The following is a 13,430-nucleotide window of genomic DNA, read 5'->3' as shown; positions in this document are numbered from 1 at the left end:
TTCTGGAATCGTGGATGTACGGAATTCCATGAAATTGTGAGGAATGGATCGGGTAAACGTGTGTGCGACAAACGTGACGTCGACGTTTTGCTGTTTGACAAATCCCGTAATTCGGGATTACAGTAAAACCCATCCCATTCAAACCGTCGAGCGGCCGCATGAACATCCCACAGTTGGACACCGATACCGGAACCCGAAGCGGGGCGAGCGTCGTGCTCGAGACGGCGCGCGACGCCGGCGTCGACGTCTGTTTCGCCAATCCCGGCACCACCGAGATGCCGTTCGTCGGTGCGCTCGACACCGTGGCGGGCATGCGCTCGATCCTCGGGCTGTTCGAAGGCGTGTGCACGGGCGCCGCGGACGGCTACGGCCGCATGACCGGCAAGCCCGCGATGACGTTGCTGCATCTCGGGCCGGGCCACGCAAACGGCATCGCCAACCTGCACAATGCGCGCCGCGCGCGCACGCCGATCCTGAACATCGTCGGCGATCACACGCGCGATCATCTGAAGTACGACGCGCCGCTCACGTCGGACATCGAGTCGCTCGCCCGCCCCGTTTCGGTGTGGTATCGCAGCGTCGCGCGCGATACGGATCTCGCGACGGATACGGCCGACGCGATTTCGGCCGCGATGGGCGCGCAGCGCGGCGTATCGACGCTCGTGCTGCCGGTCGACCTCCAGTCGGCCAAGGTGCGCAATGCGGCGTCGCCCGCCGTCGTTCGCCCGGCCACGGTGTCGTTCGACCCCGCGCAGGTCGGGCGGGTCGCGGATCTGCTGCTCAGCGGCCATCGCGCGGTGCTGCTGATGGGCGGCCGTGCGTTGTCGGCGCGCGGGCTGCGCGCGGCGGCGCGCATCGCGGCGGCGACCGGCGCGACCTGCTTCAGCGAAACCTTCCCGGCGCGCGCCGAGCGCGGCGGCGGCCTGCCGGACATCGACCGGCTGCCTTACTTCCCCGAGCCGGCGCTGGCCGCGCTGGCCAGCCGGCGCGTGGTGCTGGCGGGCGCGCTCGCGCCCGTCACCTACTTCGGCTACGAAGGCATTCCGGGCGAACTCGCGCGCCCTGAAGACATCGTGACGCTCGCCGCGCCGGGCGACGCTGCCGACGATGCGCTCGAAGCGCTGGCGGATCGCATTGGCGCACCGGAGCACGCCGACGGCGTGCCAGTCGAATGCTGGCAGGTCGAGGAGGGGCCGCTGACGCCGCAGGCCGTCGGCCGCGTGCTGGCGAATGCGTTGCCGGACGATGCGATCGTGTCGATCGAGGGCGGCACGTGCGGCTATCCATTCGTCACCGCGTCGGCGCGCGCCCGCCGTCACACGATCCTCACGAATACGGGCGGCGCGATCGGCCAGGGTTTGCCGGTGGCGCTCGGCGCCGCCGTCGCGTGCCCGGAGCGCCGCGTGTTCGCGCTGCAGTCCGACGGCAGTGCGCAGTACACGATCCAGGCGTTGTGGACGATGGCGCGCGAGCGCTTGCCGGTCGTCATGCTGATCGCGTCGAACCGGCGCTACGGCATCCTGCAGACCGAACTCGCGCGCAGCGGCTTGCCGGCCGACACGCCGCACGCCAGCCGCCTGACGCTGCTGGACGATCCGCCGATCGACTGGCTCGCGCTGTCGCGCGGCTACGGCGTGCCGGCCGAGCGCGCGAGCACGACGCAAGCGTTGGTGCAGGCGCTCGACGACGCGCTCACGTACGCCGACGGGCCGACGCTCATCGAAATGTGCGTGGCCTGATCGCGCACCCGCTTTCCCCTTCAATCCGGACTCTCACCTTTCATCGCTATGGATCTGCAACTCCACGGAAAAGCCGCGTTCATCACCGGCGGCAGCATGGGCATCGGCAAGGCCGTCGCGCTCGAGCTGGCCCGCGAAGGCGTCGATGTCACCCTCGCCGCGCGGCGCATCGAACATCTCGAAGCGGCCGCCGCCGAGCTTCGCGCGGAACTCGCGCCGCTGGGCGACACGGCGGGTGCGATCCTGCCCGTCACGTTGGACACGACCGACATGGCGTCCGTCGAAGCGGCGATGGCCGCGAGCGTCGAGCGCTTCGGCCGGCTCGACATCCTGCTGAACGGCGCCGCGCATCCGGGCGGCCTCGTGCGGGCCGAGCTGGAACACGCCGACCCGCAGGGGCTGCTTCAGGACATCGACATCAAGGTGGTCGGCTACCTGCGCTGCGCGAAGGCGGCCGCGCCCTACATGCGGCGCAACGGCTTCGGCCGGATCGTCAACATCGGCGGCCTCACGGGCCGCGGCAGCAAGCAGCTGTCCGGCATGCGCAACGTCGCGATCGTGCACCTGACCAAGACGCTGTCCGACCAGCTCGGCCCGTTCGGCATCACGGTCAACACGATTCACCCGGGCGTCGTCGAGACGCCGCACATCCACGAACTCTACGAGAAAGAGGCGCAGAAGCAGGGGCTCACGGCCGCGGAGGTCGAGGCGAACTACGTGAAGGTCACGCCGATCCGGCGCGTGCTGCAGCCGGAAGAAATGGGGTGGATCGTCGCGTTTCTCGCATCGCCGAAATCCGGCGCGATCACCGGCGAGTCGATCGGCTGCGACGGCGGCCTCACGCGCGGCATTTTTCTCTGACACGAGGAGCATTTCATGACCGCAACCGTACTGGTCGCCACGGCCGGACAAGGCATCCTGCGCTCGAACGACGACGGCAAGACCTGGCATCGCCTCGGGCTCGCCGAGCCGATCGAATTCGACGGCATCGTCCGTGCGCTCGCAGTGGACCCCGCGACCCCGTCGCGCGTCTATGCCGGCGCCGATGCGGGGCTGTGCATCAGCGAGGACGGCGGCGCGCACTGGTTTCGTCCGGAGAACCTGCTGAACGGGCAGACGGTCTGGTCCATCGCGATCGATCCGGCGAACCCCGCGGTGCTCTATGCGGGCACCGGCGCACCGTCGCGCGCCGCGCTGTACAAGTCGAGCGACGCGGGCCTGACGTGGGAGAGAACGGCGCCCGAGTTCCCCGAGTTCTGCGCGGGCGTCAATCGCCAGCGGTTACTGACGATCTGCGTGGATCCGGACGACGGTCGCAACGTCTGGTACGGCGTGGAGGAGGGCGGCGCGTGGCGCAGCCGCGATGCCGGCGCGAGCTGGGCGCGCGTGGACGGCCCCGGCACGGCGATCCGCAACAGCGACATCCATGCGATCGCCGTGCTGTCCGCCACGGCGGACCGGCCGAAAACCACGGTGCTGCTGACGGTCAACGCGGTGTACGTGAGCGAGGACGACGGGCAGACCTGGGACGGCAGACAGTCGCGCGACCGCTTCGACGGGCTGTACTACACGCGCACGGTCGTGCAGCTGCCGGAGCCGGAAGGCGACCTGCTGATGGCGATCGGCGACGGCACGCCCGGCACCCGCAGCCGCATCTACCGGTCGACCGATCGCGGCTACGCGTGGCACGAGACGGACCTGCAGACGCCGCCGAATTCCACGTTCTGGGCGTTCGGCGTCCATGCGGCCCGGCCGGCGCTCGTCTATGCGGGCACCAAGTACGGGCACCTGTTCCGTTCGCGCGACGGCGGCCGGAACTGGGCCAAGGAGTGGCGCGATTTCAGCGAGATCACGGCCGTCGCGTGGACGCCGTTCGAAGCACCGCTCGTCGCGCACGCGCAGTCGATCAATTGAGGGGAGCGAACGATGACACCGTCCGACATCCAGCGGCACGCCGAGCGCGCGAACGCGAGCGGATTGCCGCTGCCGACCCCGCGCGTCCAGCGCACCCACCTGTCGCTGTTCGTGCGCGACCCCGTGCGCTCGAGCACTTGGTACGCCGAAGTGCTCGGCATGACGGAAACCGCGCGCGGCGAGCAGTGGGTGTTCATGTCCTTCGGCCAGAAGCACCATGACATCGCACTGATCCGCGCGGCGTCCGACGCGGAGCTCGGTACGATCGGCCTGCAGCACTACGGGCTCGAGATCGCCGGCGGACTGACCGCACTGCGTCGCCTGTACGGCATGCTGATTCGCCGCAACGTGCCGATCGTCAAGATCACCGATCACAAGGTCGGGATCGGCGTGTACTTCACGGACCCGGACGGCAACCGCCTGGAATTCTTCTGCGAAACCGTCACCGACGACGAAGAGGGCAAGCGCGTGCTGCACCGGTACAACGCACCGAGCGACCCCGCGCAACTCGATCCGCTGTTCGACTGACGCGCCGGTCTTCCATTTCCCCATAACCGACATTTAACAGAGGATTCCTGATGAGCAAGATCGCCAATTTCGAGGGGTTTCATATCCGCAAGTGGTACACGCAGATCGAGGATTCGCTCGCGAACGAATCCGGCCAGCTCGCGGACGGCGAGCCGCTGCGCAAGATCGTGATCGCCGCGGCCGTTCACAACCCGTATGCGGGGCGCTTCAGCGAAAACCTCGACGACCTGGTGCGTCCGTCGCCCGCGCTCGGCAAAGAGTTCGCGCGGCGTATCGAAGCGCTCGCCGCGGACCGTGCGATCGAGAGTTACGGCAAGGCCTGCCTGGTTGGCTCGGCCGGTGAATACGAACACGGCAACGCGTTCCTGACGTCGATCTTCGCGGAGCCGATCCGTGCGGCGCTGGGCGGCGGCAAATCGTGGGTGCCGTCGAGCGGCAAGCGCGGCCCGGTCAATACCGTGATCGACGTGCCGCTCGCGCACAAGGATGCGCTCTACGTGCGCTCGCACTACGACACGGTGACGTGCCTGTTCCCCGATGCGCCCAACGACGACGAAGTGCTGGTGATCTTCGCGTTCGCGACGCGCGGCCGCCTGCATGCGCGGCTCGGCGGGCTGAAGGCAAGCGAGATCGTCGGCAACGACGGTCTGGTCTGATCGCCGATGCAGGCCGGGGAGGAGAGGATGAATACGGCATCCGTGAAGGATGGGTGGGTCGACAGCGACGGGCTGCGGCTGCGCTACGTGAGCTGGGGGCGCGACGATGCACCGGCCGTGGTGATGCTGCACGGGTTGCGCAGCTACGCGCACACGTGGGAGCCCGTCGCCGATGCGCTGGTCGACCGCTACCGGGTCGTTGCGCTCGATCAGCGCGGCCGCGGGCTGAGCGACTGGGATCCGCAGCGGGACTATTACGCGACGGCCTACGTGCGCGATCTCGACGCGCTGGTGCGCGCGCTCGGCCTGCAACGATTCGTGCTGGTCGGGCACTCGATGGGCGGCGCCAATGCGTTCGTCTATGCCGCAGCGCAGCCGGAACGGCTCGCCGGCCTCGTGATCGAGGACATGGGCCCCGGTGCGTCGGCCGGTTCGCAGGGTTCGGAGCGCATCAAGCGCGAGCTGAAGGAAACGCCGGACGCGTTCGCGTCGTGGGACGACGCGCGCGTGTTCTGGCGACGCCAGCGGCCGAACATCGCGGAATCCGCGCTCGATTCGCGCGTCGCGTACTCGCTGAAAGAGGATGCGCAAGGGCGGATCGTGTGGCGGCACGACGCCGACGGGATTGCGGCAGCGCGGCTCGCCGCGACGCCGGAGCAACTCGTCCATCTGTGGCCGCTGGTCCTCAACCTGCACGTGCCGACGCTGCTGTTGCGCGGCGGCGCATCGGATTTCCTGTCCGCGGAAGTGGCGGCCGAAATGGTCGCGGCCAATGCCGGAATCGACCGGATCGACATTCCCGGCGCGACGCATTACGTGCATGACGATCAACCCGCCGCGTTCAACCGCGCATTGCGCACGTGGCTCGATCGTCTCGACGATCCGGCGTGGCGCACGGGAGGCTGACGCATGAGCGCGAACCAACCGGAACGGACCTCGGTCGCGATCGTCGGCGCGGGGCCGAACGGCGCGGCGATGGCGAACCTGCTCGGACTCTATGGCGTCGCGACGGTGATCATCGAGAAGGCGCCGCAGATCGTCGAGTTTCCGCGCGCGGTCGGCATCGACGACGAGGCGCTGCGGCTGTTCCAGACCGCCGGCCTCGCCGACGAACTGAGCCGCGACATCATCCAGAACGTGCCGCTGCGGATGTTCAAGGCGAACGGCGAATGCTTTGCCGACATCCGCCCGTCGATGCGCGAATTCGGCTGGTGGCGGCGCAACATCTTCATGCAGCAGCTGGCCGAGCGAACGCTGCGCGACGGGCTGGCTCGCTACCCGCATGTGTCGCTGCGGACCGGCGAAGAAGTGGTCGGTGTCGCACAGGACGACGAACGCGTCACACTGCAGGTGCGCCGCGCCGACGGGCGGCACTACGCGCTCGAGGCCGACTACGTGGTGGCGGCCGACGGCGGCCGCAGCCCGATGCGCGAGTGGCTCGGCATCAAGCTGGCCGGCACCACCCATCCGATGAAGTGGGTGGTGGTCGACGTGAAGAACGCCGGGCTCGACCAGCCGTGCACCGCGCTGAACTGCGACCCGCGCCGTCCGAACGTCTGCATCTACCTGCCGTTCAATTTCCGGCGCTGGGAGTTTCTCGTGTTCCCGCACGAGGATGAAGAAGCGATCGCGCGGCCGGAATCGATCCGCGCGTTGATCGCGCCGTACGTCGACGATGTCGAGCGCCTCGAGATCGTGCGCGCGCGGACCTATACGCACCATTCGCGCATCGCCGAGCGCTTCGTCGTCGGCCGCGTGGCGCTCGTCGGCGATGCGGCCCACCTGACGCCGCCGTGGGTCGGCCAGGGCCTGAATGCGGGCTTGCGCGACGTCGGCAATCTCGCGTGGAAACTGGCAGGCGTCGTCAACGGCGCATTGCATCCCGGCGTGATCCGTAGCTACGAATCGGAGCGGCGCGACCATGCGAAGGCGATGATCGACCTCGCGGACACGTTCGGCGCGATGCTGATGCCGACCAGCCGGCTCGTCGCATTCCTGCGCGATCGTTTCCTCGGGCTCGCGCGGTTTGCGCCCGGCCTGAAGGACTACATCCTGCAGATGCGTTTCAAGCCGATGCCGAACTATACGCGGGGCGTCGTGCTGCCGGGGGTGCCGGGTGGTGCAGTCGGCAGGATGATCGCGCAGCCCGACGTCGAGACGGCCGAAGGCGTGCGCCGCAAGCTCGACGACGTGCTCGGCCCGTGGTTCTCGATCGTCGGCTGGCAATGCGATCCGCAGGCGTGCCTGAGCGACGACGACCGCGCGTACTGGGCAACGCTGGGCGCAACGTTCATTCAGGTCAATCGTTCGCGCAGCGGCACCGGCCGCGCGGGCCGGTTGGCCAGCGGCTACGGCAGCACGTGCGTCGAAGACGTCGACAACGCACTGGCGACCTGGTTCGACCGCCATCCGGGCCCGCTCGTGGTGGTGCGCCCGGATCGCTACGTGGCCGCGCAGACGGATGCCGCGGGGATCGCCGGTGTGACCGCGGCCTTTCAGGCGTTCGCGCCGCGACAACGGGAGGAAGTCGACGTTTGTTGAGCAACGCACGTACACGCTGGTGCCGGGCGGCGTCGCCGATTATCTGCGGCTGTACGCGGAATGCGGCCGCAAGGCGCAGGAGCAGGCGCTCGGCACGATGGTCGGCTGCTTTGCGACGGAAGTCGGGCCGCTGAACCAGCTCGTCTATCTGTGGGCGTTCGATTCGCTGGACGATCGCGCGCGGCGAGGTGCCGTGCTGATGGCCGATCCCGAGTTCAGGACGTTTCGCGGCAAGGTCCGGCATCTGCTCGTCAGACAGGAAAACCAGATTCTCCGGCAGGAAATCGGCGGCCTGTTGCGTGCGCCGAACCCGGCCGCGTGATGCGGTCGTCGCACCGTCCGCGCCCATCGTGCAGTCTCTACCGAGGTATCCGTCTTGATTCCGTTTACACCGTTGACGTCGCCTGTGACGCCCGACGCGCCACGCGATTACGCGCCGCTCCATCTGTATGTCGATGGTCGGTTCCTGCAGGCCGACGGCCGGCGCACGCAGCCCGTTCTCGATCCGGGAACCGGCCGCGTGCTCGGCGCGCTGCCGCATGCGACACCGGACGATATCGACGCCGCGGTGCACGCCGCGCACCGCGCATTCGCGGCGTGGCGGCGCGAGTCGCCGCTCGTGCGCTCGGACATCCTGCGCCGCGCCGCCGCGCTCGTGCGCGAGCGGGCCGAAACGATCGGCCGTCATATCACGATGGACCAGGGCAAGCCGCTTCGCGAGGCGATCGTCGAGGTCGCGTCGTCGGCCGAACAGCTCGAATGGCACGCGGAGGAGGGGCGCCGCACCTACGGCCGCGTCGTTCCATCGCGTTCTCCCGACGTCGCGCAGACGGTATTGCGGGAGCCGATCGGCGTGTGCGCGGCGTTTTCTCCGTGGAATTTCCCGTTCAGCCAGGCCATGCACAAGATTGCGGCCGCGCTCGCGTGCGGGTGCACGCTGGTACTGAAAGGGCCCGAGGAATCGCCGAGCGCGATCGTCGCGCTCGCACGCATCTTTCACGATGCCGGATTGCCCCCGGGGTGCCTGAACATCGTCTGGGGCGTACCGGGCGAAGTATCGAAGCAACTGATCGAGTCGCCGCTGGTACGAAAGATTTCGTTCACCGGCTCGGTGCCGGTCGGCAAGCAACTGGCCGCGCTTGCCGCGTCGCACATGAAGCGCATGACCATGGAGCTGGGCGGGCATGCGCCGGTGCTCGTCTGCGCGGATGCGGACATCGCGCGCGCCGCACCGATGCTGGCCGCGTACAAGTTTCGCAATGCCGGGCAGGTCTGCGTGTCGCCGACCCGGTTTTTCGTGCAACGCCCGGTGTTCGAGCGGTTCGTCGCCGCGTATCTCGAGGCGGTCGGCAAGATTCGCGTCGGCTACGGGCTGGAAGAGGCGACCACGATGGGGCCGCTCGCGCATGCGCGACGGGTATCCGAGATCGACGCGTTCGTCGCCGACGCCCGGGCGAAAGGGGCGGAGATTGCCGCGGGCGGAACGGCGCTGCCGGGACCGGGGCACTATTTCGCACCGACGGTCGTGCTGGGCCCGGCGCGCGACACGCGCCTGATGAACGACGAACCGTTCGGTCCGATCGTCGGGATCGTGCCGTTCGACGTGCTCGACGACGCGCTCGCCGAAGCCAACCGCTTGCCGTTCGGCCTCGCGTCGTATGCGTTCACCGAATCCGCACGCAACGCGCACCGGATCAGCCGCTCGCTCGAAGCCGGCATGGTCAACATCAATCACTTCGGGATGGGGCCGGCCGAGATCCCGTTCGGCGGCGTGAAGGACAGCGGCTTCGGCAGCGAGGGCGGAACGGAGACGTTCGACGGTTACCTGGTCACCAAGTTCATCACGCAGATGAATTGACCGTGGGCACGTCGGCCTTCACGCGCGACGCATCAGATGGCGTCGCCGATCCGGGCGGTGGCGTCGATCAGGAGTTTGCCGAGCACGTGCTCGTCGAACAGCGCGAAGTGTTCGGCGCGAAAGACGAGCGACAGGCTGCTGTTGATCTCGCCGCTGCTGGCGGTGCGGATCGGCGCGGCGATGCCGACGAACCCGGCGTCGAGCTCGCCGCGCGAGATCCAGTATCCCGCGTCGGCGATCTGCTGGCAGGCGCGCCAGAACTGCGTCCAGTCGGCCGCGAACTCGCCGAGTTCGTCGTTGTGCCGTTCGTGCAGGCGCTTCAGGCGCGCACGCGACATCGCGGCGACGATCACTTTCGACGACGCACCCAGGAACAGCGGCATGATGCGGCCGCGACCGAAACCCAGCTGCAGGTTATCCGCGCCGGTTTCGTGCATGACGTTGATGATCTGCTCGTCGAACAGCGTCGACACGAGCGCATCGCCGCCGGTGACCTGGACCAGCTTCTGGATGACGGGTTTCGCGGCGGTGAGCATCGGGTCCGACTGCCGCATGTTGTAGTCGAGATGGATGATGCGCGGGCCCAGCGTATAGCGGCCGTTGCTGCCGACGAGCAGGCCGACGGACGCCAGTTCCTTCACGTAGCGGTAGCAGGTGGTCCGCGAAAAGCCCATGTGTTCGGCGATTTCCTCGGCCGTCATCGACGTCGCGGACGAAGAGAAGACGTCGAGGATGGACAGCATTTTGGTGAGGCTCGACATGACGTGATCCGGGATTCAGGCGGCTTGCGGCAATGAAACGGGAAGGACGAACGCGGTTCGCACGGCCGGGCTGCGGCACCGCGAACGACAGGGTCGTAGTCTAACTTAAGTCGAGCTGGCGGGAACCGGAGCCGTGTCGGCGAATGCTCGGGAAGCAGGCCGGCCGAGGTGCAGCGGATCGCCGGGCCGTCTATTGATATGGATTCCTATTTTAACCGGAAAGGTCGTGCCGGATCGATGTCGTTGCCGTGGCGATCGGTTCACGCGCGCATCGGCCGGGAAAATTCGATGAGGAGAAGACGATGAAAGCGTGGTTCCGGATGGTGGCATTGTGCGGATGCGGTGCCGTTGCGCCGACGTTCGCACAATCGAGCGTGACGCTCTACGGTTCGCTGGACACGGGGGTGACCTATACGAGCGACGTGGCAGCTGCGCCGCGCGGCGGGCGCCAGCTCGCGCTGCAGGCGGGCGTGTCGCGCAACGACGTGTGGGGCCTGACGGGCAGGGAGGAACTCGGCGGCGCCAATTTCGCCGTGTTCCGGCTCGAAAGCCAGTTCCAGACGTCGGACGGGACGCTGACCGTGCCGGGCGCCGCGTTCAGTTCGCAAGCGTACGTCGGGCTCGGCGGCGACTGGGGCACCGTGACGCTCGGCCGCCAGTTCGATTTCGTCGGCGATCTCATGCCGTCGTTCGCGATCGGCGCGAACACGCCGGCGGGCCTGCTCGCGTGGGGGTTGCCGGCGAATGCGTCGGCCGGCGGCGCACTCGACAACCGCGTGTGGGGCGTCCAGGTGAACAACGCGGTGAAGTATGTGAGTCCGACGTTCGGCGGTATCGCGTTCGGCGGTATGTGGGGGTTCGGCAACGTGCCCGGCTCGGTCGCGCGCAGCAGCGTGCAGAGCGCGATGCTGTCCTACACGCAGGGCGCGTTCAGCGCCGCGCTCGCCTATTTCGGCCAGCACGACGTGACCGCCGGCGGCAATCTTCGCAATTTCTCGGGCGGAGCCGGCTACAACTTCGACCGGCTCCGCGTCTTCGGCATGGTGTCGGACGTGCGGATCGGCGCAGCCGCACCGTTGCGGGCCACCACCTACGACGCCGGGCTGACCTATTCGGTCACGCCGTCGTTGCAACTGGGCGGCGGCTTCCAGTTCCAGCAGCGCGGCGGCGACGTCGGTTCGGCCAATCAGGTCACGCTGAGTGCCGATTATTCGCTGTCGAAGCGTACCGGCCTGTACGCGGTGCTCGCACGCGGGCACGACAGCGCGTACGGTGCCCAGGTCGAGGCCGCGCTCGGCGGCGCGGCGGCCGGCTCGACGCAGACTGCGGTGCGCGTCGGCGTGCGGCATCAATTCTGACGGCACGGCGCCGCACGGGCTGCCGCGACCACGACATGACGCGCGAGCCCGTGCGTCACCCGCCCGGTTCAGAACCGATGCATCATCCCGACGCGCAAGGCCAGCTGATTGCGGCCCGACGACTGCCCGGCGGTGCCGAGCACGTGCGCATCGTCGAAATCGGTACCGGTGTTGCCGGTTGCATGCTGGTACGCGGCCTGGATGTACGTCGAGGTCCGCTTGCTGAGATCGTAGTCGAGCATCGTCGACAACTGGTGCCAGCTCGGCGATGCGTCGCCCGCCGCCGTCGTGACATGGGCGTGCGTGTAGGTGTACGCCGCGCCGAGCCAGACGTCCGGCCGGAAGAAGTACTGGCCGTTGACCTCGAAGTTGTCGAATTTCCACGCGTGCTGCGAGCCCGCCGCAGGCTGGTTCGCGAAGTAGAGATTCGACTCGGGCCGATACACGTCGACGTGCGAATACGCGGCGGACAGCGTCAGCTTGTCGCTGAACTTGTACGACGCGCCGGCATCGATGTTCTGCTGCGCGCGGCCGCTGAAGACCGTATCGTCGCTCGACAATGCGCCGCCCGCGTTCGTGCCGCCGTTGCTGGCCTTCAGGTACGCGACGGCCGCGGAGAACGCGCCCATCTGATATTGCAGCGCGGCACTGTGCACCCGGTTCCGGGCGAAGCCGCCCGCCTGGTTCGAGAGCCCGTAGAGCACTTCGCCCTTGAAGCCGGCGTACGCGGGCGACACGTACTTGATGCTGTTCTGGATGCGGTAGTCCCAGTCGGCATTGTCGTTGTCGTACGGGTGCGCGCCGAAATCGCCGAGCCAGTTGCCGGTGGCCGTGAACGGGCTCCACATGTCGAGCGTGGGATCGTACTGGCGGCCGAGCGTCAGCGTGCCGAATCGGTCGGAATCGAGCCCGACATACGCCTGCCTGCCGAACATCCGCGACGTCACGCCGAGCGCCCCGGTGCTCGCGTTGAAGCCGTTCTCGAGCTGGAACAACGCTCTCAGGCCGCCGCCGAGGTCTTCCGTGCCTTTCAGCCCCCAGTTGCTGCCGACGGTGTCGCCGCTCACCATCTGGTAGGCCTTGCTGCCGCCCGCGTTGCTCGTGAAATTGACGCCTTCGTCGATCAGGCCATAGAGCGTCACGGTGCTTTGCGCATGGGCAGTGAGGCCGAATCCCATGGCGCCGGCGGTCGAAACGACCGCGATCATCTTCTTCATTGTCGATCTCCAGGTGCGTGCCGGTATGGCGGTGCGGTACCGTTCCCGACGGCGTGCCGGTGCCCCGGACGCCCGGGACGGTCCGCATATAGTTAGTAAAACGAAATGTATGCATCAAAAGAAACCGGGCGCCACGATCGGGCGGCCCGGGTGCCGAACGTTGCCGGAAAACCGGAAACAGGCCGGGGCGGCGTTACAGCATGCGCCGCAGTACGTCGTTGTCGCGGTTCGAGTCGAGGAACCGGTGTTTCAGCGCGGCGAGAATATGCAGCACGACGAGCACGAGCAGTGTGTAGGCCAGTGTCCGGTGCAGCCACTGGAATGCCGCGAACCAGTGGTCGTTCTTCGGCAGCAGTTCGGGGACGCGGACGAAGAAGAACGGCACGCCGTCGCTCTGCGTATACGTGCTGGACATCGAATAGCCCATCAGCGGCACGATGATCGCGAGCGCATACAGCAGGTAGTGCGCGATCTTGGCGAGCTTGCGGTCCAGCTTCGGCAGGCTCGACGGCAGCGGCGGCAGCGGCTTCATCGACCGGATCGCCAGTTGCGTCAGGACCACCAGCAGCGTGAGCACGCCGAACTCCTTGTGCGTCGGGTAGTACCAGTCGAACTTGGCCGGCAGGTTGTCGTCGAGCCGGACCATCGTCCATCCGGTCCAGAGCTGCGCGCCGATCAGGATCGCCCTGACCCAGTGCAGCAGCCGCAGCACGAGCGGATATTTCTCGACCGTGAATGCAATGGCCTGGTTTTCCATGTGGCTAGTCTTCCTTGAAAGCGAAATTGCGACGGGCGGTACGCCGATCGTCGACGTCGATGCCCCGCGGCGACCTTCGTCGAGCCGGGGCCCGGGCTGAG

Annotated in this window: 13 protein-coding genes; 10 read left to right on the top strand and 3 right to left on the bottom strand. The window is 67.6% G+C overall.

All coding sequences use genetic code 11. The features are described from left to right. Nucleotides 1-158 precede the first annotated feature (158 nt). From WJ16_RS18580 to WJ16_RS18540, 9 genes are read left to right on the top strand one after another with little or no spacing between them, the layout of a single operon-like run. Nucleotides 159-1,739, top strand: coding sequence for an acetolactate synthase large subunit (locus tag WJ16_RS18580; protein ID WP_069258520.1), 1,581 nt, complete (start codon nt 159-161; stop codon nt 1,737-1,739). A gap of 48 nt (nt 1,740-1,787) precedes the next feature. Then, nucleotides 1,788-2,600 carry an SDR family NAD(P)-dependent oxidoreductase gene (locus WJ16_RS18575; RefSeq protein ID WP_069258519.1) on the top strand — a complete coding sequence of 271 codons (813 nt, stop codon included), beginning with the start codon at nt 1,788-1,790 and terminating at the stop codon, nt 2,598-2,600. A 15-nt stretch (nt 2,601-2,615) separates the two neighbouring features. Beyond that, nucleotides 2,616-3,653 carry a WD40/YVTN/BNR-like repeat-containing protein gene (locus WJ16_RS18570; RefSeq protein ID WP_069258518.1) on the top strand — a complete coding sequence of 346 codons (1,038 nt, stop codon included), beginning with the start codon at nt 2,616-2,618 and terminating at the stop codon, nt 3,651-3,653. A 12-nt stretch (nt 3,654-3,665) separates the two neighbouring features. Continuing rightward, nucleotides 3,666-4,181, top strand: a complete 516-nt coding sequence (locus WJ16_RS18565) for a VOC family protein (protein WP_069258517.1) — start codon at nt 3,666-3,668, stop codon at nt 4,179-4,181. A gap of 50 nt (nt 4,182-4,231) precedes the next feature. Then, nucleotides 4,232-4,837 (top strand): amino acid synthesis family protein, encoded by a 606-nt coding sequence (locus tag WJ16_RS18560; protein WP_069258516.1) that lies wholly within the window; start codon nt 4,232-4,234, stop codon nt 4,835-4,837. Between the two features lie 27 nt (nt 4,838-4,864). Then, a complete protein-coding gene (locus WJ16_RS18555; RefSeq protein ID WP_208607004.1) occupies nt 4,865-5,743 on the top strand; it encodes an alpha/beta fold hydrolase in 879 nt (292 codons plus the stop codon). Between the two features lie 3 nt (nt 5,744-5,746). Beyond that, a complete protein-coding gene (locus WJ16_RS18550; protein WP_069258514.1) occupies nt 5,747-7,378 on the top strand; it encodes a bifunctional 3-(3-hydroxy-phenyl)propionate/3-hydroxycinnamic acid hydroxylase in 1,632 nt (543 codons plus the stop codon). A gap of 19 nt (nt 7,379-7,397) precedes the next feature. After that, the gene (locus WJ16_RS18545) at nt 7,398-7,700 is read left to right on the top strand and encodes an NIPSNAP family protein (RefSeq protein ID WP_236858241.1); all 303 of its coding nucleotides are present in this window, start codon (nt 7,398-7,400) and stop codon (nt 7,698-7,700) included. 54 nt (nt 7,701-7,754) lie between these two features. Next, entirely contained in the window at nt 7,755-9,236 is a 1,482-nt protein-coding gene (locus WJ16_RS18540) for an NAD-dependent succinate-semialdehyde dehydrogenase (RefSeq protein WP_069258512.1), read from the top strand. 32 nt (nt 9,237-9,268) lie between these two features. Here the strand turns inward: WJ16_RS18540 and WJ16_RS18535 are convergent, their stop codons facing one another. Further along, entirely contained in the window at nt 9,269-9,997 is a 729-nt protein-coding gene (locus WJ16_RS18535; protein ID WP_069258511.1) for an IclR family transcriptional regulator, read from the bottom strand. A gap of 302 nt (nt 9,998-10,299) precedes the next feature. On the opposite strand from WJ16_RS18535, the gene WJ16_RS18530 reads away from it, so the two are divergent. Further along, complete coding sequence (locus WJ16_RS18530; RefSeq protein ID WP_069258800.1) at nt 10,300-11,355, top strand: porin; 1,056 nt, start codon at nt 10,300-10,302, stop codon at nt 11,353-11,355. A 68-nt stretch (nt 11,356-11,423) separates the two neighbouring features. On the opposite strand, the gene WJ16_RS18525 is transcribed toward WJ16_RS18530, so the two are convergent. Then, nucleotides 11,424-12,572, bottom strand: a complete 1,149-nt coding sequence (locus WJ16_RS18525; protein ID WP_069258510.1) for a porin — start codon at nt 12,570-12,572, stop codon at nt 11,424-11,426. A gap of 193 nt (nt 12,573-12,765) precedes the next feature. After that, complete coding sequence (locus WJ16_RS18520) at nt 12,766-13,329, bottom strand: cytochrome b (protein ID WP_069258509.1); 564 nt, start codon at nt 13,327-13,329, stop codon at nt 12,766-12,768. Nucleotides 13,330-13,430 lie beyond the last annotated feature (101 nt).

This window comes from Burkholderia metallica, assembly GCF_001718555.1.
Classification (GTDB): domain Bacteria; phylum Pseudomonadota; class Gammaproteobacteria; order Burkholderiales; family Burkholderiaceae; genus Burkholderia; species Burkholderia metallica.
The sequence above is the reverse complement of the archived record's forward strand: the minus strand, read 5'-3'. Positions and strand labels throughout refer to the sequence as shown.

Coding starts and splice junctions, on each gene's coding strand:
- WJ16_RS18520 (WP_069258509.1), bottom strand. CDS start 13,329: ATGGAAAACCAGGCCATTGCATTCACGGTCGAGAAATATCCGCTCGTG.
- WJ16_RS18570 (WP_069258518.1), top strand. CDS start 2,616: ATGACCGCAACCGTACTGGTCGCCACGGCCGGACAAGGCATCCTGCGC.
- WJ16_RS18580 (WP_069258520.1), top strand. CDS start 159: ATGAACATCCCACAGTTGGACACCGATACCGGAACCCGAAGCGGGGCG.
- WJ16_RS18575 (WP_069258519.1), top strand. CDS start 1,788: ATGGATCTGCAACTCCACGGAAAAGCCGCGTTCATCACCGGCGGCAGC.
- WJ16_RS18530 (WP_069258800.1), top strand. CDS start 10,300: ATGAAAGCGTGGTTCCGGATGGTGGCATTGTGCGGATGCGGTGCCGTT.
- WJ16_RS18525 (WP_069258510.1), bottom strand. CDS start 12,572: ATGAAGAAGATGATCGCGGTCGTTTCGACCGCCGGCGCCATGGGATTC.
- WJ16_RS18535 (WP_069258511.1), bottom strand. CDS start 9,997: ATGTCGAGCCTCACCAAAATGCTGTCCATCCTCGACGTCTTCTCTTCG.
- WJ16_RS18565 (WP_069258517.1), top strand. CDS start 3,666: ATGACACCGTCCGACATCCAGCGGCACGCCGAGCGCGCGAACGCGAGC.
- WJ16_RS18555 (WP_208607004.1), top strand. CDS start 4,865: ATGAATACGGCATCCGTGAAGGATGGGTGGGTCGACAGCGACGGGCTG.
- WJ16_RS18560 (WP_069258516.1), top strand. CDS start 4,232: ATGAGCAAGATCGCCAATTTCGAGGGGTTTCATATCCGCAAGTGGTAC.
- WJ16_RS18550 (WP_069258514.1), top strand. CDS start 5,747: ATGAGCGCGAACCAACCGGAACGGACCTCGGTCGCGATCGTCGGCGCG.